At 37.4% G+C, this 23,204-nt stretch carries 21 protein-coding genes; 15 read left to right on the top strand and 6 right to left on the bottom strand.

Translation table 11 applies throughout. The features are described from left to right. Positions 1–58: 58 nt before the first annotated feature. Together AC1VNJ_RS19520 and AC1VNJ_RS19515 are read right to left on the bottom strand one after the other, a co-directional pair. Positions 59–2,689: a DEAD/DEAH box helicase gene (locus AC1VNJ_RS19520; protein WP_482641193.1), complete on the bottom strand. Its 2,631-nt coding sequence runs from the start codon at positions 2,687–2,689 to the stop codon at positions 59–61. Continuing rightward, positions 2,682–4,244, bottom strand: coding sequence for a replication initiation protein (locus tag AC1VNJ_RS19515; protein WP_482641192.1), 1,563 nt, complete (start codon positions 4,242–4,244; stop codon positions 2,682–2,684). The genes AC1VNJ_RS19520 and AC1VNJ_RS19515 overlap by 8 nt, the downstream gene beginning before the upstream one ends. Before the next feature lie 241 nt (positions 4,245–4,485). On the opposite strand from AC1VNJ_RS19515, the gene galU reads away from it, so the two are divergent. The 3 genes from galU to AC1VNJ_RS19500 all read left to right on the top strand — a co-directional run bounded on the left by galU (position 4,486) and on the right by AC1VNJ_RS19500 (position 7,674). Then, positions 4,486–5,370, top strand: coding sequence for a UTP--glucose-1-phosphate uridylyltransferase GalU (gene galU / locus AC1VNJ_RS19510; RefSeq protein ID WP_028412001.1), 885 nt, complete (start codon positions 4,486–4,488; stop codon positions 5,368–5,370). A gap of 246 nt (positions 5,371–5,616) precedes the next feature. Next, complete coding sequence (locus AC1VNJ_RS19505) at positions 5,617–6,900, top strand: nucleotide sugar dehydrogenase (protein ID WP_028412002.1); 1,284 nt, start codon at positions 5,617–5,619, stop codon at positions 6,898–6,900. Positions 6,901–6,966: 66 nt separating this feature from the next. After that, positions 6,967–7,674, top strand: coding sequence for a WecB/TagA/CpsF family glycosyltransferase (locus AC1VNJ_RS19500; RefSeq protein ID WP_028412003.1), 708 nt, complete (start codon positions 6,967–6,969; stop codon positions 7,672–7,674). A 36-nt stretch (positions 7,675–7,710) separates the two neighbouring features. On the opposite strand, the gene AC1VNJ_RS19495 is transcribed toward AC1VNJ_RS19500, so the two are convergent. Beyond that, complete coding sequence (locus AC1VNJ_RS19495; protein ID WP_028412004.1) at positions 7,711–9,240, bottom strand: flotillin family protein; 1,530 nt, start codon at positions 9,238–9,240, stop codon at positions 7,711–7,713. 20 nt (positions 9,241–9,260) lie between these two features. Further along, complete coding sequence (locus AC1VNJ_RS19490) at positions 9,261–9,794, bottom strand: NfeD family membrane protein (protein WP_013059777.1); 534 nt, start codon at positions 9,792–9,794, stop codon at positions 9,261–9,263. Positions 9,795–10,423: 629 nt separating this feature from the next. Here AC1VNJ_RS19490 and AC1VNJ_RS19485 point away from each other — a divergent pair. Further along, positions 10,424–11,476: a glycosyltransferase family 4 protein gene (locus tag AC1VNJ_RS19485; protein ID WP_013059776.1), complete on the top strand. Its 1,053-nt coding sequence runs from the start codon at positions 10,424–10,426 to the stop codon at positions 11,474–11,476. Positions 11,477–11,514: 38 nt separating this feature from the next. On the opposite strand, the gene AC1VNJ_RS19480 is transcribed toward AC1VNJ_RS19485, so the two are convergent. Both AC1VNJ_RS19480 and AC1VNJ_RS19475 read right to left on the bottom strand, forming a co-directional pair. Beyond that, positions 11,515–12,513, bottom strand: a complete 999-nt coding sequence (locus AC1VNJ_RS19480) for an LCP family protein (RefSeq protein WP_028412005.1) — start codon at positions 12,511–12,513, stop codon at positions 11,515–11,517. A gap of 195 nt (positions 12,514–12,708) precedes the next feature. After that, positions 12,709–13,344, bottom strand: coding sequence for a YigZ family protein (locus AC1VNJ_RS19475; protein WP_028412006.1), 636 nt, complete (start codon positions 13,342–13,344; stop codon positions 12,709–12,711). Positions 13,345–13,782: 438 nt separating this feature from the next. Between AC1VNJ_RS19475 and AC1VNJ_RS19470 the strand changes: the two genes are divergently transcribed. From AC1VNJ_RS19470 to flgK, 11 genes are all read left to right on the top strand, one after another. Beyond that, entirely contained in the window at positions 13,783–14,931 is a 1,149-nt protein-coding gene (locus AC1VNJ_RS19470) for a sensor histidine kinase (protein WP_034264327.1), read from the top strand. 77 nt (positions 14,932–15,008) lie between these two features. Then, complete coding sequence (locus AC1VNJ_RS19465) at positions 15,009–15,692, top strand: response regulator (protein ID WP_013059772.1); 684 nt, start codon at positions 15,009–15,011, stop codon at positions 15,690–15,692. Between the two features lie 378 nt (positions 15,693–16,070). Further along, the gene (gene fliS, locus AC1VNJ_RS19460; protein WP_081732844.1) at positions 16,071–16,502 is read left to right on the top strand and encodes a flagellar export chaperone FliS; all 432 of its coding nucleotides are present in this window, start codon (positions 16,071–16,073) and stop codon (positions 16,500–16,502) included. Between the two features lie 120 nt (positions 16,503–16,622). Further along, on the top strand, positions 16,623–17,060 hold the full coding sequence (locus tag AC1VNJ_RS19455; protein ID WP_028412008.1) for a YaaR family protein: 438 nt from the start codon (positions 16,623–16,625) through the stop codon (positions 17,058–17,060). Between the two features lie 106 nt (positions 17,061–17,166). Beyond that, entirely contained in the window at positions 17,167–18,012 is an 846-nt protein-coding gene (locus AC1VNJ_RS19450; protein ID WP_028412009.1) for a DegV family protein, read from the top strand. A gap of 97 nt (positions 18,013–18,109) precedes the next feature. After that, positions 18,110–19,600 carry an ATP-dependent helicase ComFA gene (locus AC1VNJ_RS19445; RefSeq protein ID WP_028412010.1) on the top strand — a complete coding sequence of 497 codons (1,491 nt, stop codon included), beginning with the start codon at positions 18,110–18,112 and terminating at the stop codon, positions 19,598–19,600. Continuing rightward, complete coding sequence (locus AC1VNJ_RS19440; RefSeq protein ID WP_028412011.1) at positions 19,597–20,289, top strand: ComF family protein; 693 nt, start codon at positions 19,597–19,599, stop codon at positions 20,287–20,289. Before AC1VNJ_RS19445 ends, AC1VNJ_RS19440 begins: the two co-directional genes overlap by 4 nt. A 61-nt stretch (positions 20,290–20,350) precedes the next feature. Then, positions 20,351–20,764: a TIGR03826 family flagellar region protein gene (locus tag AC1VNJ_RS19435; RefSeq protein ID WP_028412012.1), complete on the top strand. Its 414-nt coding sequence runs from the start codon at positions 20,351–20,353 to the stop codon at positions 20,762–20,764. Positions 20,765–20,923: 159 nt separating this feature from the next. Further along, positions 20,924–21,178 (top strand): flagellar biosynthesis anti-sigma factor FlgM, encoded by a 255-nt coding sequence (flgM, locus tag AC1VNJ_RS19430; protein WP_014457790.1) that lies wholly within the window; start codon positions 20,924–20,926, stop codon positions 21,176–21,178. 21 nt (positions 21,179–21,199) lie between these two features. Further along, positions 21,200–21,661 (top strand): flagellar protein FlgN, encoded by a 462-nt coding sequence (locus AC1VNJ_RS19425; RefSeq protein ID WP_223546706.1) that lies wholly within the window; start codon positions 21,200–21,202, stop codon positions 21,659–21,661. Between the two features lie 18 nt (positions 21,662–21,679). Further along, the gene (flgK, locus tag AC1VNJ_RS19420) at positions 21,680–23,203 is read left to right on the top strand and encodes a flagellar hook-associated protein FlgK (RefSeq protein WP_028412014.1); all 1,524 of its coding nucleotides are present in this window, start codon (positions 21,680–21,682) and stop codon (positions 23,201–23,203) included. The last annotated feature ends 1 nt before the right edge of the window (position 23,204 follow it).

Here is a 23,204-nt window from a genome sequence, read left to right as displayed (position 1 = left end):
GAGGACAAGTAAAAAAGTCCTCTTTTTGGTAACGGTGTAACACATTTTATAATTTTTCTTATTCATTTCTGTAAGCAAGAAGCTCTTGTAGCTCTTTATTCGAAAGTTCTGTTACCCATTGATCTCCTTGGATGAGTTCATTGTTGAGATGTTGTTTTTGATTGATCACTTCATCAATTTTTTCTTCAATCGTTCCTCTTGTAATGAATTTATGAACATGAACAAATTTATTCTGACCAATGCGATGGGCCCGATCGGTTGCCTGGTTTTCAACGGCTGGGTTCCACCATCGGTCAAAATGAATAACGTGATTTGCAGCTGTTAAATTCAATCCAGTTCCACCTGCGCGAAGAGAAAGGATAAAGATGGCTTTTTTCCTTGCTTGAAATTGAGCAACCATTTCATCTCTTTGCTCTTTTGACAAGCTTCCGTGAAGGAATAAAACCGGCTCGTTGATTTCTTTTTCTAAGGTTCGTTGTAGCATGAGTCCTGTTTCAATATACTGAGTAAAGATTAAACAGCTTTCTTGCTGTGTGCGAATGCTCTCTACGAGTTCAATAATTTTTTCACTTTTATGAGATCGCCGTACCGTTTGTTTAGCTGAACTTTCCTTTAAGTACAAAGCTGGATGATTGCATAATAATTTTAGCTTATTTAGTGTTTGCAAAATCATGCCTTTTCGTTTAAATCCTGTTTTTTCCTCTGTTTCTTGAAGCATTTCTTGAACTAGCTCCTGGTAAAGTGAAGCTTGTTCCGCTGTCAGCGGGATATATTCTTTTTGTTCTTGTTTATCAGGCAGTGAGCGGGCGATGCTTTTATCTTGTTTTGTTCTTCTCAATAAGAAAGGTTGAATGAGTGCTTTAAGCTCAACAGTTCGTTCAGGTTTCTCGCCTTTTTCAATGCCGGCTACAAATCGGTTTTTAAATGAATTGATTGTTCCTAAGTAACCGGGATTGATGAATTCAAATAATGACCATAGTTCCAGCAGACGGTTTTCAATTGGAGTTCCAGTAAGCGCAATTTTGTGTCTTCCTTGCAGCTGACGAATGGCTCTCGCCTGTTTAGTCTGCGGGTTTTTAACATGTTGCGCTTCGTCTAAGGAAATGCTGTTCCATATAAACCCTTTCAACAATTCGACATCCAAAAGGGCAACTTGATAAGTCGTAATCACCACGTCAGTACTTTCACATATCTTCTCAAATGCATCTCCGCCGGTTCTTTTCGGCCCGTAATGAACATGAACACGAAGAGAAGGGGCAAATTTCTGTAATTCTTTTTCCCAGTTTCCAATTAAAGAAGTTGGGCAAACGATAAGAGAAGGAAAGCTATGTAACTGATGAATGTTTGTTAAATAACTAATTAATTGAATGGTTTTACCTAGCCCCATGTCATCTGCTAGACATCCTCCTAAGTTAAACTTTCTCAAAAACATGAGCCAATTCAAGCCTTGCTGCTGATAAGGTCTTAATATCCCTTTAAATTCAGAGGGAGGCAGCACTTCCGGCAGCCGTTCTAAATCCGTTAAGGATGTAATAAATGATTGAAAGGAAGCGGGGAATTGGAATTCAACTTTTACCTCTTCTTCATCAGTTTTACTGTCTGCCATGTAGGTTAGCTTCGTTTTTAAAATTTCATGAATTGAGACGCCTTTTTTACTAGCTTCTTTAACAATTTTCTGCGCTTGTTTAATTAATCTAGAATCCAGTTGAATCCACTGTCCGTTAATAGATAATAATCGGCGTTTTTGTTCGACTAATTTCCGAAACTCTTCTTCTGAAAAAGTTTGATCGCCAATAGAAAATGACCAGCGGAAGCTGCTGATAGCTTGTTTACCAAACAATGCAGATGAAGTATTTTCTATAGCGCCAGATACTTTTATGGTGGCTTTTTTTAATGATTCCCACCAGCTTGGCAAATGGATAGAGACACCTTGTTCAATCAATGCTGCACTATCTTGAGTTAGAAATTCCCATACTTCCTCATCTGTTAGGACAGACTGAATAAACGCTCCTTTTTGGTATAAAGTAGGAGCCAATGCTTTCCATCGTTCGTGTTCGTAAGCGATATATGATTCGTAGTGATTCCACTCTTTAGGAAGTGTTCTTCCCAGTATAAAAGGTTCTTTGGCTTCATCGTGGGGAATCACAAATGTTTCAGCCGTCCATACATCTCCATCGGTCGTTGGCTCTACAACACGCAATGAAAGGTCAAAGGGAGGATTATAGCTCTCGCCTCCTATGCTTATTAAAAAGTCTTTTCCTTCTTTTTTTAATAGGCTCTCTTTAATTTGTGCTCGCCACTCTTGCTCATCAGCTTGTGAAAGCGATCCGGTCATTTGTTTTTTTAAAGGAAGAGAATGAAATTTCCCTTGGATAATCTTCTTTGTCATATCGACTGCAATTTGCTGATAATCTTCCGCTGAAGCGGACAAAGCCGGTTTCAACACATGCTGTTGAATAGGTGATTGTATGAAAGTGAACATTTGCCATGCAGAAAGAAGAATTCCTTTTTTTCCATTAATCTCAACCTGTGTAGCTTCACTTCCGTAATAGGTCTGTTCATGCCATAGAAACAGCGCATCTTTCCATGTATCAGGGAGCAAAATTTGGCCGCTAGGTGATACACAGTAGAGAAAAAAGTCATCGTGTACAGGTTCGACTTCAAGTGTTAAATGAAACAAATCAAACATTCAGTAAATCTCCTTTTTCTAATAGTTGTTGAAATGCGCGCTGTTTCTTCGTTTTTATCGCTAATTCTTCTATATAATGTTCCCATAGTAGAGAGCGATTCATTTGTAGATAAAGTCTTTTTAATTCTTGTAAGTAGATATAGGCTTCTTGATAACTGCTTTTCTTTTTTTCATAAATCAGCTTTGAAATCATTTGATGATAAAGAGGAATAACCAGCTTTTCATCTTTTTGTTTTAAGGCCTCTATCGTTTGCTCGTCATATTTGATGCTGTCATATTGAAGAAGCACCTGTAATTCAACCCATTTTTTTAATTGGTTAGAAGCATATAGGAAATCACTGTATTCAATAAAACTATAGGGAAGTAATGTTTGCAATGCTTCAGTATACAAAGTTTGCTCGTTCGTTAAGTCTTTATAGTGCTGAAATAAATTTACAATCATGGAGACCATATTTCGGCTTCCTTGATAAGTAGTTGGAACGGTGCGTACGTAATCTCCTATATAGGTCATTATATAAGAGCCCCACTGAGCAAAGCGGTCAGTTTCTTTTTCGTGCAATAAATCATTTAACCAAGGGATAAGATAGGGAATCATTTGTAATGTTCCATCGCTCAAACGTTCTTTTGCTTCTCTATCTTTTTCTTGAAGAAATAAAAGATAGGAAAGAGCTGTATTATTTATAAAAGAACCATGCTTGGCTTTTAATTCGCGTTCCTCATTTTTTCGCCATCTTTCTAACGTGAAGACTTTTTGCCAAATAACCCGATAAATTTCAATACGCTCATATTGTAAAGGTATATCATTATGCAATAATTCTCGGATGTATGGGATGCTGTCCTCTATAATAGATAATGCATCCCGATCGTATTTCGTTTGCTTTAATGAATCAGCGGTAGCATAAATTTCATTTGTTATTTTGTAGACGTGACTATATACGAATGATTCCTCGATGTTAGTAGAAAGCTGATGTGCCTGTAATTGAGCTGATAGTTTATAAAATGTATGAACCGCTCCATAGATACAAAATAAAGCATAAAGCAATGGATGCTCAGGAGCTTTTTTCACTAAAGAACGGTAATAGTACTGATAATATTCATGATAAATGGACCGGTCATTTTTGTTCCGCCCCTGCATAAAAAGCGTATACTGCTCCTCAAAAGTTTGTCTCCACTCTTGAAAAGTTGCCTTGGGTTTTTTTAACACTTGTTTGGCAGATAGCATAGTCAAAGCTTCTTTCTCATGGTTTCGCCATTCTTTGAATAGGGGCGAAAGCGGTTCTATTAATGAATACATATAAAAAAACGCTGCAAAGCAGTGTTCACAAAATCCGTTATGCTGACAAGAACAGGTACTTTCAGGGAGCAGCTGTTTGTTTAGTTCAACATAAAACGAATCGATTTTAACGTTTAATATCTGTTCATCATTGTGCAAAATGAAGAATGAATGGGTACGGTAAAGGTCTAGTCCTGCTTGGGCATTTGTACGATAGCTTGCATCACTGTACGGGAAATGATGTATAAATTGGTGCTGTAAGTGATCTGAAAACGAACTCATAATCCCATTCCTTTCTATACATAAGTGGAACATAAAATTATATTTATAAGTGATTAATTTTCTTTTCATTATAAATGATAAAAATAGAATTATACAAAATCTTTTGTTATGATAAAGCAGAATCCAACATGACTCTTTATAAAAAGAAATGGATTCAACATGACTTTGTGTACATACTCAATCGAAGACTTACTATACTATAACCAATAAGCACGATTGACATTGACAGGAGGAAAAGTAAGTGAAAATTCGTAAAGCTATTATTCCAGCAGCTGGATTAGGGACACGCTTTTTGCCGGCTACAAAAGCACAGCCTAAAGAAATGCTGCCAATTGTAGATAAACCAACGATTCAATACATTGTGGAAGAAGCAGTAGCATCAGGTATTGAAGATATTTTAATTGTAAGCGGTCGCGGAAAACGAGCAATCGAGGATCATTTTGATAAATCATATGAGCTAGAAGAAACATTAGCGGCAAAGGAAAAGTGGGACATGCTTGAAGAAGTGCAGGGGATTTCGAATTTGGCTAATGTTCACTACATTCGTCAAAAGGAACCTAAAGGATTAGGTCATGCCATTCACTGTGCAAGAAGTTTTATCGGAGATGAACCGTTTGCTGTTATGCTAGGGGATGATGTAGTTCAATCAGAAACACCTTGTTTGAAACAGTTAATGGACGTATACGAAAAATATGAATGCGCTGTAGTTGGTGTACAGGAGGTGCCTAGGAAAGAAACCTCAAAGTACGGAATTGTAGGCCCTAAAGGAGAGCCTCTTGAAAAAGGATTATTAGACGTAGAAACGCTCGTTGAAAAACCGAATCCAGAAGATGCCCCTTCAGGCTATGCAATTATGGGGCGCTATATTTTAACACCGGAAATTTTTGATATCTTAAGCAGAGAAGAGATTGGTGCAGGTGGAGAAATTCAATTAACAGATGCTATTTTACGTCTGAATGAATTTCAACGTGTTCTTGCTTATTATTTCGAAGGAAAACGTTATGATGTTGGAGATAAATTTGGATTCATTAAAGCAACAATTGATTTAGCCTTACAAAGAGAACCGCTGCGAGAAGAGTTAGTGAGCTATTTTAGAGAAATTGTCGAAAAAGAAGGGCATATGTAAAAATAGATTTACTAGGAGAACTATTGGGAATCATGGAGATTTTCAATAGTTCTTTTGGGTTAGAGCCCGTTGTACAAAAGATGGTTATATCGTTTATTGATGAATTCTCATAAAATGTTACATAATAATAAGTAAAAGAAATTATTTCATGTTTTTATATAAATGCTATCATGAAGTGACATTTTTCGATATAATATCAGATAGGTTTTATTTATTAAGCATGTCATATAAAGGAGATTTTCTGCAATGACAAAGAAATTGTGTGTAGTTGGTTTAGGATATATAGGTTTACCGACAGCTGTTATGTTTGCCAATCACGGCTTATATGTACATGGTGTTGACGTAAATGAAAAAGCAGTAGAATTAATTAAAAATAAGCAACTTCATATAGAAGAAAACGGCTTACAAGAACGTTTAGAATCAGCAGTTGACAACGGCCACTTTACGGTAGGCACAACAGCTGAAGAGGCGGATATTTTTATTATTGCTGTACCATCACCAATTAATGAAGATAAAACGGCAAACTTGAACTATGTTCGAGAAGCGACAAAATCAATTGTTCCTTACGTTCGTAAAGGAAATTTAGTTATTTTAGAATCCACAGTTCCTCCGCGTACAGTAGAAGACGTTATGCTACCTGTGCTAAAAGAAACTGGTTTAGAATTAGGCAGTGAGTTATTTGTTTCTCACTCACCTGAACGTGTTATTCCAGGAAAAGTATTTGAGGAACTAGTAAATAATGACCGTATTGTCGGTGGTATTAACGAAGAGTCCAGTCGCTTGACTGTTGAGCTTTATAAAACATTTGTAAAAGGAAATATTCACGTAACGGATGCTACAACAGCTGAAATGGTGAAAGTAATTGAAAACACATATCGTGATGTGAACATTGCCTTTGCAAATGAGCTGGCAAAAATCAGTGAAAAAATTGGTGTAAATGCGTGGGAAGCGATTAAGTTAGCGAACTATCATCCACGTGTAAACATCCATTTACCAGGTCCTGGTGTAGGTGGCCACTGTATTGCTGTTGACCCTTGGTTCTTAACGGAGCTTCAGCCAGAACTTGCGAAAATTATTTCTCTTTCTCGTCAGACAAATGATTCAATGCCTGAATATACAGCATTAAAAACGAAAAGCCTACTAGATGAGAAGGGCATTCAACATGGACGTGTAGCTGTTTTAGGTTTAGCTTTTAAAGGAAATATTGATGATATGCGTGAAAGTCCATCAACGGATGTGCTTCATCACTTAGAAAAGCTAGGTGTTGATTACACAGCATTTGATCCTCATATCAAAGAGAATAAAATCGAACGTCAGACGCAAAGTTTGGATGAAGCTGTTGCACATGCAGATGTGATTCTTATTTTAACAGATCATAATGAGTTCAAAGAGCTTCTTCCATCAGCTGTTGAAAATCATATGCGTACAAAGATTATTTTTGATACGAAAAACTGCATTCAGCGTGATCAATGGAAAGCAGCAGGCTTTGACGTAGTGTTACTTGGTGATTCAAAAGTTTCTACTTTATAAAAAGACGGGCTGAACAGCCTGTCTTTCGTTTGTAAAAAACTAAAAAATCAACATACGGGTGATTTAATGAAGGAAAACATCTTAGGAATAGACGTTTGTAGCGACACGTACGATGAGCTAGCGGCAAAGTTACTTCAGGATATAGATAAAGGCCGAAAATCATTTATTGTAGCAATCAATCCTGAAAAAATTATGAAAGCACAAGAAGATCAGGAACTAAAGTCACTGTTAAATCAAGCGACTTATCAAATTCCAGATGGAATCGGTGTGATTTTAGCTTCAAAGCTCAAAAAGGGACGTATTCGTGAGCGTGTAACGGGTATTGATATGATGCTGAAGCTGTGCAAAGAAGCAACTAATAACGGTAAAAGAATTTTTTTATACGGAGCCAAGCCTGGCATTGCAGATGAAGCCAAAGCTAAATTGGAAGAGATGTTTCCAGGGATTTTAATTGTTGGAACATTAAATGGCTATGAAAAAAATGAAGAAGTCATTGAACGTACGATTAATGATTCAGGAGCAGAAATTGTGTTTGTCGCTTTAGGCAGTCCAGCGCAAGAAAATTGGATTATTGCTCATAAAGAAAAACTCAATCCTTCTGTTTATCAAGGCGTAGGCGGCTCGTTTGATGTTATTTCAGGACGATTGAACCGGGCACCGGCTGTTTTTCAAAAATTTGGTTTAGAGTGGCTTTATCGACTATTAAAAGAACCATGGAGATGGAAGCGTCAGTTAGAATTGCCTAGGTTTCTTCTTCGAGTGTTAAGAGGTTAAAAAAGCATGCGGATGATATCCGCATGCTTTTTATTTTTAGATATCTTCTTTTTTGTTTTGTTGCTTGATTTCATCCGTTAGTTCGTGCAAGCTCTGGCGCACATTTCCTTTTCCAGAAAAGTTCTCAATCAATTCCTTTACATCTATACCTGAGGATGCTTTCAGCGATTCTTGAAGAGAAGACATTAAGTTTGTTGCATAACCAGTCACTTTATTAGCTCCGCTGTTTTCACCGTTGCTTCCTGTATCCACAACCGTAATTTTATCGATATTTGCTAAAGGACTTGCAACTTGTTTTGCATATTCAGGAAGCATTTTGATAATCATATCTAAAATAGCCGCTTGACCAAACTGCTCGAATGCTTCCGCAACTTTTTGTTTAGCCTCTGCTTCTGCTAAACCTTTTAAGCGGATAATCTCAGCTTCAGATTCACCTTGGGCACGCTGAGCGTCAGCTTTTGCTAAACCATCAATTCGAACGCGTTCAGCTTCAGCTTTAGCCATTGCTTCAATTCGATATTTGTTGGCGTCAGCTTCCGCAAGCTGTTTTGCTTTTTCAGCTTCTGCGGATTGCTCAACAGAGTAACGATCTGCATCTGCTTTCTTTTTTACTTCAGAATCGTATTGACGCTCACGACGAAGAATTTCTTTTTCTTCTAATTCAATTTGTTTCTGACGTTCAATAATGCGGATTTGCATTTCTTGTTCTGTTACATCTTGTTTCGCGCGAGCTGTTTCTAGATCATACGCTTGGTCAGCACGAGCTTTGGCAATATCTTGTTCGCGACGATATTCAGCGGTTTTTAATTGATTCATTTTTTCAGCTTCCGCGATTTCTGTATTTCGCTCAAGCTCCGCTTTTTGGGCATCTTTATGAGCCTCGGCACGCTTGATTCTTGTTTCTTTTTCAGCTTCCGCTGTTGCAATGTCAGCATCTCGCTTAACTTGAGCAATACGAGGCTTCCCTAGCGATTCTAGATAGCCGTTCTTATCCCGAACGTCTTTAATTGTAAACGATACAATAATTAATCCCATTTTAGCTAGATCTTGTGAAGCTACGCGCTGTACTTCTTGAGAGAATTTTTCACGGTTTTTATAAATTTCTTCGACCGTCATAGAACCAAGAATCGAACGAAGGTGACCTTCTAAGACTTCTCTAGCTTCGGTTTCACGATCTTCTTTTGCTTTGCCCAAAAACTGCTCAGCGGCCGTTGCGATTTCTGAAATAGAACCTCCAATTTTGATGATTGATACCCCATCAGCCATAACTGGAACACCTTGTTCTGTATATACTTCAGGTGTAGATACTTCCAGTTTGCTTGACAGCAAGCTCAAAGGCTCAGCCTGCTGAAAAACTGGCAGCACAAACGTACCGCCGCCGCGAACAATTTTAATGCGGTTTCCGGATTCATCGACGTGCACGTTTTTATTTCCGAGATAGCTCCCTGTTACAATTAACGCTTCATCTGGACCTGCTGTACGGTATTTTGTAATAAATACGGCAATCAGCGCAATTAATAAAAAAACAACAATTCCAACGACAACTAATATAGGTGTTGAAAACATAAAACTCCCCCTAATACTATTTATAATGAGTGATTGGTCATAACTTCTTCGTAAATCACAACGAGTGCGTTGCCCCTTTGTATATCTACCACAAGCACTTTGCTGCCTAAAGGTATAGCAGTGTTTTTAAAGCTGGCAGCGGGTTTGGAGATCGTGCCGCTAACCCCTTCTATAAATACTTCTCCATAACCATCTGCAGGAACAGAAGTAATAATGGTACCAAGTCTTCCTTTTAACGAATCTTCAGTAAAAGCAAGAGACTCTTCAGCCGATGATAAAGGAATCAATACGAAAACGTTGAGCAAAATAACGAGTAGAAGGGCAATAAGAGCGGAAATCGAAATAATCCAATAATTTTGCAATGACGTATAGGTGAACAAATATCCACTGGCACTAAAGAATGTTAAAAAAGAAAAAAGAAGAGTGGGGTTAAAAAAAGGTATCGCTTCAGATAATCCATCTAACAAATCGCTAAATAAAATGTATAAGAAGGTGAGACTTCCGCAGATAATTAATCCATACAAATACACTGTTTGAACAGATAGACCAAACATAGTTCATTCAACACCCCCTTTATGTAAGATGAATGATACTGTTTCTACTATGTATTACGAACCGTATCAAAAAAAGTTTCATTTTTTTGATAAAATTCCTTTTTTTGTTTAATTTTATCTCTGTCCATTTCACTATATTTTAACTTTTAAATGATATAAGATAAGGACAACGATTCAGCGAATGTGGTTGGAAGTAGTGGACATGCATAGGTCAAAAGTTTGTTCATATAATGAGTGGGGCCATGTGAAATAAAAATAAAGGTTTAAATATGCTTAATAAAAAGGAAAAAGAGTTAAAGATGACGAATAAATTAGACGAAAAGGGGGGAGTTCGCTTATATTTTAATCAAATATAGTAAAGAAAATGTTCTACATAAAATAACCACATAAGAATAAAGTAAATCAGCTGTTTATACACCAAAAAATACAGTTCTTTTCTATTAATAGTTTGTAAATGTGCTAATTTTTGAGAATAAATTTCTATTTAAGTAGTAGAATCATTGTGATATAATCCATTTTGGGAATAAGTAAGTAATTATTGTTATACGCAATTTGAAATACTATCCAATTATATAAAGTTGGATACATTTTTTATGGTTTTGGTTAACATAAACCTGAGGAGGGTCTCCATGCTATATTTGACCTTGTTTATTTGTTTTATTACATCTATTCTGATCACTCCGCTGGTTAAGAAGCTGGCGTTTAAAATAGGTGCAACGGATAAACCAAATCAACGAAAAGTTCATCAAAAAATTATGCCTCGCCTTGGAGGTTTGGCGATATTTTTTAGTTTTCTTATTGGATACCTCGTTTTACAGCCTGACAGTAAATATGCGCTGCCGATTTTAATCGGAAGCATCATTATCATCATTACCGGTGTCTTAGATGATATGATTGAGCTATCCGCTAAAATTAAATTAGGCGGTCAGCTAGTAGCGACATTAATTGTTGTTGTATACGGTGGAGTCCAAATTGACTTCATTAACTTGCCGTTTGGCGGAAAATTAGAATTCGGAATGTTAAGTATTCCAATTACGGTATTATGGATTGTAGGAATTACCAATGCTATTAATTTAATTGATGGATTGGATGGATTAGCTGCCGGCGTTTCCTCTATTGTATTGATTACCATCTCTGGTATGGCTATTATGATGGGTAATGTGTTTGTGACAAGCATGGGTTTCATCGTATTGGGAAGTACGCTTGGATTTTTGTTTTACAACTTTCACCCCGCTAAGATTTTCATGGGCGATACAGGAGCACTATTTTTAGGCTATATGATTTCTGTATTGTCTCTGTTAGGATTTAAAAATGTAGCGGTTATTTCCTTCATTGTTCCAGTTATTATTTTAGGGGTACCAATTTCAGATACGTTCTTTGCTATTATTCGCCGAATCGTAAAAAATCAACCGCTATCGGCTCCTGATAAATCTCATTTGCATCATTGCTTGTTGCGCTTAGGGTACAGCCATAGACAAACGGTTTTAATTATTTATGGAATGAGTGCGATATTTGGCTTAGCGGCAGTTATCTTTTCAAAGGTACAAACAATGTGGGGGTCTTTTCTTGTACTAGCTATCCTCCTTGTGGCGATTGAAATTATCGTTGAAAAAATAGGATTAGTTGATAAGACATATAGGCCAATTCTTAACATGGTTCGTGGGCTTCGTTTAAAAAATTAATTAAAAAGACCTCTTGGATATCCAAGAGGTCTTTTTAATTATTCTGTTGTATCTGAAGTTGATTCAATGCCTAAATGCTTGCGGAGCTTTTCACTTACTTTTTCCACTGAATCATTGTCTAGTTTGAAGTAGTAAACGCCGTTAATTTTTTCATCGCTACCGTCTAAGTTAATGGTTTCGATGTCTACTTTTTTCGAAGCGTAATCATAAAACGAAAGCATTTCACCGAACATTAAATTCGTTTTCATATTATCGCCAACCGCTTCGATAAGATTGCCATATTTATTAAGTGATCCAATGGAAGCAGCTTTTTTAATCATGGCTTCGATCAACTGCTGTTGTCTTTTTCCTCGCTCAATATCGTTGTCTTGTTTTCGTGTTCGAGCAACAGCTAACGCTTCTTCACCATTCAAATGTTGGTTTCCTGGTTTTAAGACAATAGCATTATGACGATCTTTTGAGTCCTTTTCACTCATCGCATAAGGTACATCAAAATCGATTCCCCCAAGTGAGTCTACAATGTCTGTGAAAGCTTTAAAATTCACTTTAACATAGTAATCAACAGGGACATTAAACAGCTGTTCTACCGTTTCTACAGTTGCTTTTGGACCTCCGTACGCATGCGCATGCGTAATTTTATCTTTTTTGTTCACTTCAGGTATATAAACCCGCGAATCTCGAGGTATGCTTACAAGCTTTACGGTTTTATTTGTTTCGTTAAAGGTCGCCAAAATCAAAGCATCTGTACGGGCTGATTTTCCGAACTTCCTGGTTTCACTGTCATCTACGCCCATAAATAAAATGGATATATCATCTTTTTTGGGATCGATTTTACGATCACGCATAGGAGAGTTATCGCGATCTCCAAGTCCTTCATAAGAATCAGAAGCTACTGTTTTAGCCTTAACAAATAAATAAGAGCCATAAGCGGTTGCAGAAAGCCCTAAAATAAGGATAGGTAACAGAAAAAATGTAAAAAGCCTTCGTTTTCTTTTCCGTTTGTTTACTCTTTTTTGAAAACGTCTATATTGAGCCATACGGTTTCTCCTTTTATTCGTATATTCGAACACTTATTGTGACACTTAGTATGTGTTATAAATTGGAATGTATGAATCAAACTCGTCAAAGCTATGCGTCTTTACGAGGTTTTTACTCATTGACAAGTAGCGCAACCATCAGAATAGTTGCGCTATTTATCAATTGTACAATGTTTTTTAATAAGAGTAAATAATTCATTCTACATCTTCTTCTAAATAGGTCGTCTCACCTGCTCGAATATCTGCTTGGCCGTTTGTTAGCTCGGTCATCCATTCAATAAATGCTTCTGTTTGAGCTTCCTCTACAAATGTTTCAATCTCTACCATGTCTGCGTAGTGGATTTCTTTTAATAGATAAACGGAACTGCGAAGCTCATTTTCTAATTTTCCAAGCCATGTATAGTCGACGGTTGTATGCATAACCGCCATGAGAGTTCGTTTGACTGTACCTAATTCATTTAACGCTTCGGAAACGGATTTTCCATACGCGCGCACCAATCCACCTGCGCCCAATTTAATACCTCCGAAATAGCGCGTAACGACGACTACCGTATCTTTTAAGCCTCTCTTTTTAAGCACTTCTAACATTGGTACGCCTGCTGTTCCACTTGGTTCTCCATCATCGTTTGCTTTTTGAAATTGATCTCGTTCTCCAATTAGGTAAGCTGAACAGTTATGAGTAGCATTCCAGTGCTGTTTTTTAATGTCTTGAATAAATTGCTGAGCTTCTTCCTCAGTTGTTACACGTTTCATATGACAAATGAATCTAGATTTTTGAATAGTGATTTCATGTGAACCTTCTTGTTTTACGGTATAATATTGTGATAACAATCAAAAAATCCTCCTTAGCGTTATAAATAGAAGAAAAACGGGTATTTACGTACTGTTTACTTGCTATTAGTATAAAATGTTTATGAAAAGACATCAATTAATCAAATTCAATATCACTTAAACAAGCCATACAGAATATACGTTATAATAAAATAGTGTGCAGGCTTGTATAGCTAAATAATGAAATGATTTAAACAGGCAGTTAGTCACTGTTGAAGAGTGAGCGTAAATGGTAATCTATTCAAATAACGCGAGTCAAGCGTCGATTGATGTCGAGTTTGAGGGTACTAAAACAACCGTTACTTTTTGGATATAAAAAGTCAGATAGGGAGAAAATATGGATCTTATCCTCACAATTCAGATAGGTCATACGAATACTATATATAGCATGAACGTATAGACATTTCTCCGAATGTGAGTATAGTTTGGGGTGAGTAAATGTCGAAACATAAATTAACAAGCAAGGCACTTGATGAAATTTTTGAGAAGATTATTGGCACAGTGGGAGATAGTAAAAATGAAGTCTATCGCCTTTCTGAAGATGCCAGACAAGAATATCAGCAAATTAAAGAAGAGTTAGAAGTGTTAAAAGGAAAAGTTCTTGAGACGATAGAGCAAGGTGATAAATTAGAAACTCAGGCAAGGTTGGCTCGAAAGCGTTTGTCTGATGTGAGCCGACATTTTCAAATTTATTCAGAGCCTGAAGTAAAAGACGCTTATGAAAAAGCACACGAATTACAAACCAAGCTGCTGATGAATCAGCAAAACGAATATCAGCTGCGTAATCGTCGAGATGAACTAGAAAGACGCTTGCTTACATTGGAAGAAACGATTAAACGTGCAGATCACTTAGTAGGTCAAATTTCCGTTGTGTTAAATTATTTAACAAGTGACTTAAAACAAGTAGGGGAAATAGTAGAAGATGCTATTCAAAAAGAGTATTTTGGCTTTCGGATTATTGAAGCTCAGGAAGAGGAACGGAAACGTTTGTCAAGAGAGATTCATGACGGCCCAGCTCAAATGCTTGCAAATGTTATGATGAGATCAGAATTAATTGACCGAATTTACCGGGAACGTAGTGCAAAAGAAGCAATGGAGGAAATTCGAGATTTACGAAAAATGGTTCGTTCTGCCCTATACGAAGTACGTCGAATTATATATGATTTAAGACCGATGGCACTTGACGACTTAGGTCTAATTCCGACGCTGCGTAAATATCTTGATACAATCGAAGATTATAACGAAGGCAAGCCTCGGATTACGTTTATTTCCATTGGACAAGAGAAGCGAACTGCTTCAAAATTAGAAGTAGCACTGTTTCGTCTAGTGCAAGAAGCTGTAACGAACGCATTAAAACATGCAGACGCGACGGAAATCCAGGTGAAGATAGAGTTCAACAATGAACACGCTATTTTGCTGGTCAAAGATGACGGCTGTGGTTTTAATCAAGAAGAGAAAAAAGAGAATTCGTTCGGCTTAATAGGAATGAAAGAGCGTGTTGATTTGTTAGATGGGACTATTTCTGTTCATTCGAAAATTAACCAAGGCACGCTTGTTATGATTAAAGTACCGATTATAGCCGCTTAAAAAGGCAGAGATATGTATATAAATAGGGGTCAATATAGAGTAAAACATTTGTTGTTCGATTTGGGGAGGAATCAAACATGCAGACAAGAATTATCATAATCGACGATCACCAATTATTCCGTGAAGGAGTAAAAAGAATTTTAGATTTCGAAAAAGATTTTGAAGTAGTTGCAGAAGGTGACGACGGTAGCGAAGTTATTGACCTTGTAGAAGAACATCAACCTGATGTTGTAATCATGGATATTAACATGCCGGCTGTGAATGGTGTAGAAGCTACGAAAAAGCTTGTAGAAGTAAATCCGGATGCTAAAGTTATTATCTTATCTATTCATGATGATGAGACGTATGTAACTCATGCCTTGCAAACAGGGGCACGAGGCTATCTGCTAAAAGAAATGGATGCGGATGCGTTAATTGAAGCGGTGAAAGTAGTTGCAGAAGGTGGTTCATATTTACACCCTAAAGTAACGCATAGTTTAGTAAAAGAGTACCGTCGACTAGCAGCTCAAGGACAGTCGTCTTCTTATCCGCACGAACCAATTGAGATTCGCCGTCCACTGCATTTGCTAACACGTCGTGAGTGCGAAGTGCTACAATTGTTGGCTGATGGTAAAAGTAACCGAGGAATCGGAGAAGCATTATATATTAGTGAAAAAACCGTTAAAAACCATGTGAGTAATATTTTGCAAAAAATGAATGTAAATGATCGCACGCAAGCTGTTGTTGTGGCAATCAAAAACGGTTGGGTAGAAGTAAGATAAGTTCAAAAGTCCGATATACCGCTAGGTATATCGGACTTTTTTTTTCTTTTTATAACTTTTTTTGAAATTGTGGGTAAAAAGTCATGTGTAATGAGAGAGGAAACCAACCGATAAGTTAAGGGAAGAAGATATCTTCTAGGAAGGCGAAGGGTGATAGCTCTGTGCATTTACTCGTCCTTCAACTTTCGACAAAAGCATCCATACCTCAAAACAATGTCCATCCATTTGATGCAAGCTCTTGTAAAGGAAGGTCTTCAATACATTCAGATACATATGAGGTCGTAAAAGAATTTATTCAAACCTCAACTGGTATACTTTAAAAATTTAAGAGTTATAGCGCAACACATAGAAAATGGATTTAAAGAAGGCAAGAAGGTGATGAAGCTGAATTTTATAACGGAAGAATTAATCTATCATAAATCTCCTCAAGAGCTAACAGCTATGATGTATGAAAAATTTATTCAAAATATTGATGAAGCTGTTAGAGCAATTCAACACAGCGATTATTTTACAGCGAATGAAAAAATTAAACAGTGCAACGATATTTTATATCGTCTAGGAATTGGCTTAACATATCAAGCAGGTATTATTGCAGAGCAGTTAGATACCCTTTACAACTATATGTCTGAGAGATTAATTATGGCTAATTTAAAAAAAGATACGTTTATTTTATGTGAAGTTCAACAAATGATGAAGAAGCTTTCTAACGCTTGGAATGAAGTGTTAAAAGAGACGCCTAAAGTTACCTCTTCGCCCCGCAAAAACAAGCTGTCTTCTTATGAACAGCACATACGTATTACTCTTAGCTAAAGGATAATCATCATATCCACGCATCAGATGCCTCTCGAAACTTTTCAGCTAATCAAGCAAGCACATCTAAAAGTCTAAACTGAATGAAGTGTATACTAACAGAGAAAGGAGAGATACATAGTGGAGTTACAGCGAATTAACGGTCTTTCTTCTTCCGTGAATCTCATTAGAGAAAAAGAAGTAAGTAGTTCGGCTTCATTTACAGGAGTAATGGTAAAGAAACAAAAAGAACTGACCTATGAACATTTAACTCAAGTGATAAATAAAATTGAAGAACAGGGAAAGCAGTTAGTAAAAAGTCAAACTATTGATTCTTTGCGGAAATACAAGACGCTTGTGAAGCAGTTTATGAACGAAGTCGTTAAAAATAGTTTTGAACTGCATGAAGAAAGAGGATTTAACCACAGAGGAACGACTAAAGTATATAAGCTAGTGAAAGAAGTGGATACGAAACTAGTTGACTTGACAAATGATATCCTTCAAAAAGAAAAAGACAGTTTAAATTTACTCAAGCAGGTAGGGGAAATTCAAGGTTTGTTAATTAATATGTATACGTGAAGGAGCTTTTACTAATAGGTAAACCTCTCGTTACATGCATTTTAATCCTAAATGTTGTAGAATAGAGTGAAATTATTTTATATAACAAAGGATGGATCCCTATCTTATGAAAACAGCAATTATTACAGATAGTACCGCCTATATATCAGAGGAAATTCGATCAAACTATCATATACATATGGTACCGCTAAGCGTTATTTTTGGTGAAGAAACATATCGTGAAGAAGTAGATATGACTGCAAAACAATATTTTGAAAAAATTAAAGAAGCAAAAAATCTTCCAACCACTTCTCAGCCTGCTATTGGAGAATTTGTAGAGTTGTTTGAACAGTTAAAACGAGATCAGTTCGATGCTGCTATCGTTATTACGTTATCTAGTGGAATTAGCGGAACGTATCAGGGTGCTTTGACGGCAGGTAGCATGGTAGAAGACTTTGATGTGCACGTATTTGATTCAGAAATCAGCTGTATGGTTCAGGGCTTTTATGCGATTGAAGGAGCCGAGATGGTACGATTAAATAAACATCCTGACGAAATCATTGCGCGTTTCGAAGAGATGAAACTATCAATGCGTGCGTATTTTATGGTAGATGATTTATCTCACTTACAGCGCGGAGGTCGCCTAAATGCTGCTCAGGCTATTATTGGCAGTCTTCTTCAAGTAAAGCCCGTGCTCCATTTTGAATCTAAAAAAATCGTTCCGTTTGAAAAAATTCGTACGCGTAAGCGAGCATTAAAACGAATTACCGAGCTTCTTGATGAAGATGCAAAAGAAAACGTACCTATGAAAGCTGTAGTTATTCATTCTAATCGTGAAAATGAAGCAAAAGAAATTCAACGAGACTTAGAACAAGAATATCCTCATATTGAATGGAGCCTTTCTTATTTTGGGGCTGTCATTGGCACGCATTTAGGTGAAGGTGCCATCGGTATAGGCTGGTATAAAAAGTAATCGAAAACCAAATCATTTGATTTGGTTTTTTTGCAGGAAAAAACACCTTTTTTTGCGTATATAGATGTGTACGATAAAAATGGAAAGGAATGAAGAGATGCTTTTTACTGTTAAACAAGAACTGCTAGATCCCGTTCAAGTGCCTAGTCCTGATGCTTTTCCTCTCTCTCAAATCGATACGTGGAGAACTCCACCTTTAAATCCTTCATACCCTTACTCTTTAGATCTTCAGCGCTCTTTAAGCGGAAAGCAGCTGCTACTCAATCAGACTCCCTATCCTTTACCCCTCATTCATGAACATTACCTAAACGGATATATTTCCTATCAAAAAGCAATCACCCAAAAAGAAAATCGATATAGATGCAACCGGTGTGGAAGTGATAGCCCTTTTTATTTCGCTTCATTTCCATGCAGTAGATGTCACCAGAACTGCTACTATTGCCGAGCATGTATTGTAATGGGCAAAGTAAGTGAATGCACACCCTTTATAAACTGGGAAGGGCCAGCAAGTAATGTCCTGCCAAAAAGCAGCGTGATGAATTGGAAAGGCACGCTGTCTAAAGCTCAAGAACGTGCTTCAAATGAACTCATTCAAGCTATAAAAAAGGATGGAGAGCTGTTAATTTGGGCTGTTTGCGGAGCAGGAAAAACGGAAATTTTATTTAAAGGTATTGAATCCGCGTTGAACAGCGGAAAGAAAGTCTGTATTGCTACTCCAAGAACAGACGTGGTTATTGAGTTAAAGCCAAGAATTCAATCGGCATTTCCGGATATATCTGTGCTGGCTATGTATGGAGGCAGCGAAGACCGTTTTCATGAATCCTCTCTTATTATTTCCACCACTCATCAACTTTTGCATTATTATCAAGCATTCGATGTGCTGATTATTGACGAAGTAGATGCATTCCCGTATTCAACAGAGCCTATGCTGCACTATGCTGTTGCAAAAGCAGCTAAACACGTTGCGTCAAAGATTTATTTAACAGCGACTCCAAGTGAATCATTAAAAAAAGACGTTGAGCAAGGAAAAAAACAAGTAGTTAAAATTCCAGCCCGCTATCACCGAATGCTTATTCCTGTTCCTCGGTTTGAATGGTGTGGCAATTGGAAGAAAAAAATAAAAACAGATACCTTGCCTGCTAATGTTGAGAAATGGGTAAAAAAAAGAATAGATGAAGGGAAACAATGCTTTGTCTTCGTCCCGCAAATTAAGTGGATTGCTCCGATCACAGACATGATTCGAAAGCTGACCGAAAAGGTAGACGGTGTCCATGCTGAAGATTCCCAGCGAAAAGAAAAAGTAATGAAATTTAGAGAAGGGCAGCTCGTTATTTTAGTAACGACAACCATATTGGAGCGAGGCGTAACGGTTCCCAACATAGATGTTGCAGTATTGGGAGCAGAAGAAACGATTTTTACTGAAAGTGCTCTTGTGCAGATTTCAGGAAGGGTGGGGAGGAGTGCTCAATTTCCAACGGGAGACGTGGTCTTTTTTCATTATGGACAATCTCTGTCTATGCGAAAAGCAAAAGGACATATTGAACATATGAATGCTCTAGCTTATAAGGAAGGGCTGATTGATCGATGACAATATGTCTGATTTGTTTTGAACCTCTTGTCTCTTCTTTCGATTGGAGGTCATTGTTAAAATCTTCTTCAACGGATAGGATTTGCACTGTTTGCTTGCAAAGATGTCCCATCATCACCAGTAGCGTTTGCAGGGGATGCGGCCGCTCTCTTGCAGACCTGGCTCCTTCTCATTATGAGCTAGACACATGTAAGGACTGTCAGAAATGGAATGATGCTTCTTTTTTTAACCGTTCTCTTTATACGTACAGTGATTTTATGCAAAGCATAATAGAGCGTTTTAAATTTCAAGGAGACTATGAAATTATCCAAGCATTCAAGGAGCAGTGGTATAAGTTCTATAAAAAAGAATGTAACCCAAAAGCTATACTAGTTCCTGTACCTTTAACGGAGGAGAGATTATACGAAAGAGGGTTTAACCAATCTTTAGCACTAGCTGAACTGATCAGTGACAACATAGAAATGCCTCTTGTTCGTTGTTCAGGAACAAAGCAATCAAAGAAAAATAGGCGAAGTCGGCTGACAGAAAGGCTGGAATTTAAAGTAGTCGACTCCTCAATGGTTACGAATCAAGAATTTCTCTTGATTGATGACATTTATACAACAGGAGCAACCGTGCGCCAAGCGGCAAAGTGTTTGCAGGAAGCTGGGGCACGTTCAGTTCGTTCGCTCACTTTAATTCGTGCATGAAGATGTATAATTTAAAACTTTGACCGATAGTAAAATAAAAAACAAATGAGGAGTTTCGAATATGGGAACGTTAGATAATTGCAGGGAATGCGGTCATTTATTTGTGAAAATTGGATCAATAAGTATATGTAAATCATGTTTTGACAAAGAAGAAGCTCTGTTTCAACGTGTTTCTTCATTCTTGAAGAAAAGAGCAAATCGTACAGCAACGACTTACGAAGTGATGAAAGAAACGGGCGTTTCAGATTTGTTAATTCATCAATTTATTCGACAAGGTCGCTTAGTGTTAGCTAACTTTCCAAATATAAGCTATCCATGCATGCAATGCAACGCTCAGATTCGGGAAGGGAAACTTTGCCATTCATGCTCTCAAGAAATTAAACATGGGTTAGAAAAGCATAATCGTGAGATGATTCGTTCAAATGAAGAGCCCACGCGTCCCACCTATCGTTCTAACGAAAGGAAAAAAGAGTAAAAGTGTGCTGAATGTTTGCAGACTCTCTATCTATAGACCTATGTTTAAGGTGGACTGTGAAAATGGTCTCAACTTCCTTGCGGATGCTAAAGGTTTAGGTGGAAATTCCGATATAATGAATAGAGATAACGGATACAAATATAAAAAGAGGTGAGAGAGATGAAGATTAACCCATCGAACTTATTTGGAATAAATCCGTACAAAAAACAATCAGAAAAAACAGAACAGGTCTCTAAAAAAAATCCACAAGATCAGATTCATATTTCATCTGAGGCGAAGAAACTTCAGGGAAATGAACCATCTCCAGAAAGACTTGAAAAATTGGAGAAGCTCAAACAGCAAATTAACAGCGGAACATACGAAATTAACGGAAAAGAAATTGCTAAAAGTATTGTAGATTTCTATAAAAAATAAAAGGACTGACATTGATTGAACGTGCAAGAAATTCAAACGATACTAGAAAAACAAGTAACGCTTCATAAAAGTTTGTATGTCATTGTTAAAGAGAAAACGAATTTTATTATTAAACAAGATGTAAAGGCATTGACGGCTTCTTTGCAAAAAGAGCAATCTCATATAGCTGCTATTTCTGCACTGGAAACAAAACGTATAGAAGCAATGGAAAAAAGCGGACATACTGCTCGCTCCATTGAAGAAATAGCAGGCTCATTCTCTGAATACTCCATCTTGATACCCTTTCAAAAACAGCTAATAGATATCATTCAAGATATAAAGTATGCAAATGACTTAAACAATCAGCTGCTCACACAGTCTTTACAGCTGATTCATACCGAACTAGACCTTCTTGTTCCATCGAAGCGAGAGGATTCGTTCAATTACACAAAAACAAATAATAGATCGTTTCAGTCCAACTCTATTTTTAATTCGAAGGCATAAAGAACGGAGGAAAGCAGAATGAGTTCAACATTTCATGGTTTGCAGGTGGCTAAACGAGGAATGGACGCCCAACAAGCGGCTCTTTACACGATTGGCCATAACGTATCTAATGCAAATACGCCGGGCTATACGCGTCAGCGAGTAAGTTTAGAAACGTTCCCAGCTTATCCGGCCCCAGGGATGAATCAGACTGGGACTGCGGGTCAAATAGGAATGGGAGTAGAAGCCAGCACGGTAGAGCGAATACGTGATACATTTTTAGATACCCAGTATCGAGATGAAACCATTAAAGTGGGGTATTGGGATGCACGCGCTGGTGCTCTTGAAAAAATGGAGGAAATTATGAATGAACCTACTGAAGATGGACTTTCAGCTGTTTTTAATCAATTCTTTGAGGCCATTCAAGATGTAGCTTCACACCCTTCAGAAGCAGGAGCCAGGTCTGTTATGATTGAACGAGCTGAAGCAGTAGGCGATACTTTCTCTTATTTATCTACTTCTTTAAAAACGATTCAAGGTGATTTACAAAACGAGCGTGACGTAGCCGTAACACAAGTAAATTCGTTGCTAGAGCAAATAAATAATGTGAACCAACAAATACAAAACGTAGAACCAAATGGCTATTTACCTAATGATTTGTATGATGAAAGAGATCGGCTGCTAGATGAGATTTCTAAATTTATGCCGGTTTCTTTAGAGTATACAAAAAGCAGCGGGAACGCTTCTGCAACGTCAGAAGGAGTGGTAACGGTTCAGCTTCAAACGTCTCAAGGACCTATTACTCTTTTAGATGGGAAAACTCATCAAATAAATGCCATCAGTTTGACAACAAATCAAGATTCCTATGTGACGGGCATTCATATAGGGGATGAGATACGGAACCCTGAGTCATTTCCTCAAGGAAAACTTAAAGGGTTAATTGAGGCTTCTGGATATATAGATAATAGTGGTAATAGAACTGGTGTTTACGCTTCAATGATTGATGATTTAGATGAAATGGCATATGAATTTGTGAACTGGTTTAATGATAAGCACGAACAAGGTGTCACGCTAGATGGTGAGAATGGTGTGTCCTTTTTTAATGAGATTTCTCAGAAAGAAGGAGCTGCAACTGGAATTGTTATTGCTGATAAAATCAAACAAAACACAAACAATATCGCTGCTGCTTCTTCGGCCTCTTCTGAAGATGATGGAACTGGCCGCAAAGGAGATGGACAAAATGCTCAGCTGTTGTCTCAATTTCGTCAAAAGGTGCTTATTAATTCCGGAAACGGAGCTGTTTCATTAGATGGATTTTATCAATCTGTCATTGGCCAAATGTCAGTAGATGCCCAACAAGCCAACCGCTTAAAAAGTAATTCAGAAACTCTCCAAGGAGCTGTGGAGCAAAGGCGCCAGTCTACCAGTGCAGTTTCATTGGATGAAGAGATGACCAATATGATTCAGTTTCAGCATGCATATAACGCTAGTGCCCGTATGGTGACGATGATTGATGAAATGCTTGATAAAATTGTAAACGGTCTTGGAACTGGAGGAAGGTAAA

This window comes from Priestia sp. 3CA3 (genome assembly GCF_056836725.1).
Note: the sequence above shows the minus strand (reverse complement) of the source record. Positions and strands in the feature narration are given on the sequence as shown.

Coding starts and splice junctions, on each gene's coding strand:
- AC1VNJ_RS19465 (WP_013059772.1), top strand. CDS start 15,009: ATGCAGACAAGAATTATCATAATCGACGATCACCAATTATTCCGTGAA.
- AC1VNJ_RS19445 (WP_028412010.1), top strand. CDS start 18,110: ATGCTTTTTACTGTTAAACAAGAACTGCTAGATCCCGTTCAAGTGCCT.
- AC1VNJ_RS19520 (WP_482641193.1), bottom strand. CDS start 2,689: ATGTTTGATTTGTTTCATTTAACACTTGAAGTCGAACCTGTACACGAT.
- AC1VNJ_RS19490 (WP_013059777.1), bottom strand. CDS start 9,794: ATGTTTGGTCTATCTGTTCAAACAGTGTATTTGTATGGATTAATTATC.
- AC1VNJ_RS19505 (WP_028412002.1), top strand. CDS start 5,617: ATGACAAAGAAATTGTGTGTAGTTGGTTTAGGATATATAGGTTTACCG.
- flgK (WP_028412014.1), top strand. CDS start 21,680: ATGAGTTCAACATTTCATGGTTTGCAGGTGGCTAAACGAGGAATGGAC.
- AC1VNJ_RS19500 (WP_028412003.1), top strand. CDS start 6,967: ATGAAGGAAAACATCTTAGGAATAGACGTTTGTAGCGACACGTACGAT.
- AC1VNJ_RS19480 (WP_028412005.1), bottom strand. CDS start 12,513: ATGGCTCAATATAGACGTTTTCAAAAAAGAGTAAACAAACGGAAAAGA.
- AC1VNJ_RS19515 (WP_482641192.1), bottom strand. CDS start 4,244: ATGAGTTCGTTTTCAGATCACTTACAGCACCAATTTATACATCATTTC.
- AC1VNJ_RS19485 (WP_013059776.1), top strand. CDS start 10,424: ATGCTATATTTGACCTTGTTTATTTGTTTTATTACATCTATTCTGATC.
- AC1VNJ_RS19440 (WP_028412011.1), top strand. CDS start 19,597: ATGACAATATGTCTGATTTGTTTTGAACCTCTTGTCTCTTCTTTCGAT.
- fliS (WP_081732844.1), top strand. CDS start 16,071: ATGAAGCTGAATTTTATAACGGAAGAATTAATCTATCATAAATCTCCT.
- AC1VNJ_RS19495 (WP_028412004.1), bottom strand. CDS start 9,240: ATGTTTTCAACACCTATATTAGTTGTCGTTGGAATTGTTGTTTTTTTA.
- flgM (WP_014457790.1), top strand. CDS start 20,924: ATGAAGATTAACCCATCGAACTTATTTGGAATAAATCCGTACAAAAAA.
- AC1VNJ_RS19435 (WP_028412012.1), top strand. CDS start 20,351: ATGGGAACGTTAGATAATTGCAGGGAATGCGGTCATTTATTTGTGAAA.
- AC1VNJ_RS19450 (WP_028412009.1), top strand. CDS start 17,167: ATGAAAACAGCAATTATTACAGATAGTACCGCCTATATATCAGAGGAA.
- AC1VNJ_RS19470 (WP_034264327.1), top strand. CDS start 13,783: ATGTCGAAACATAAATTAACAAGCAAGGCACTTGATGAAATTTTTGAG.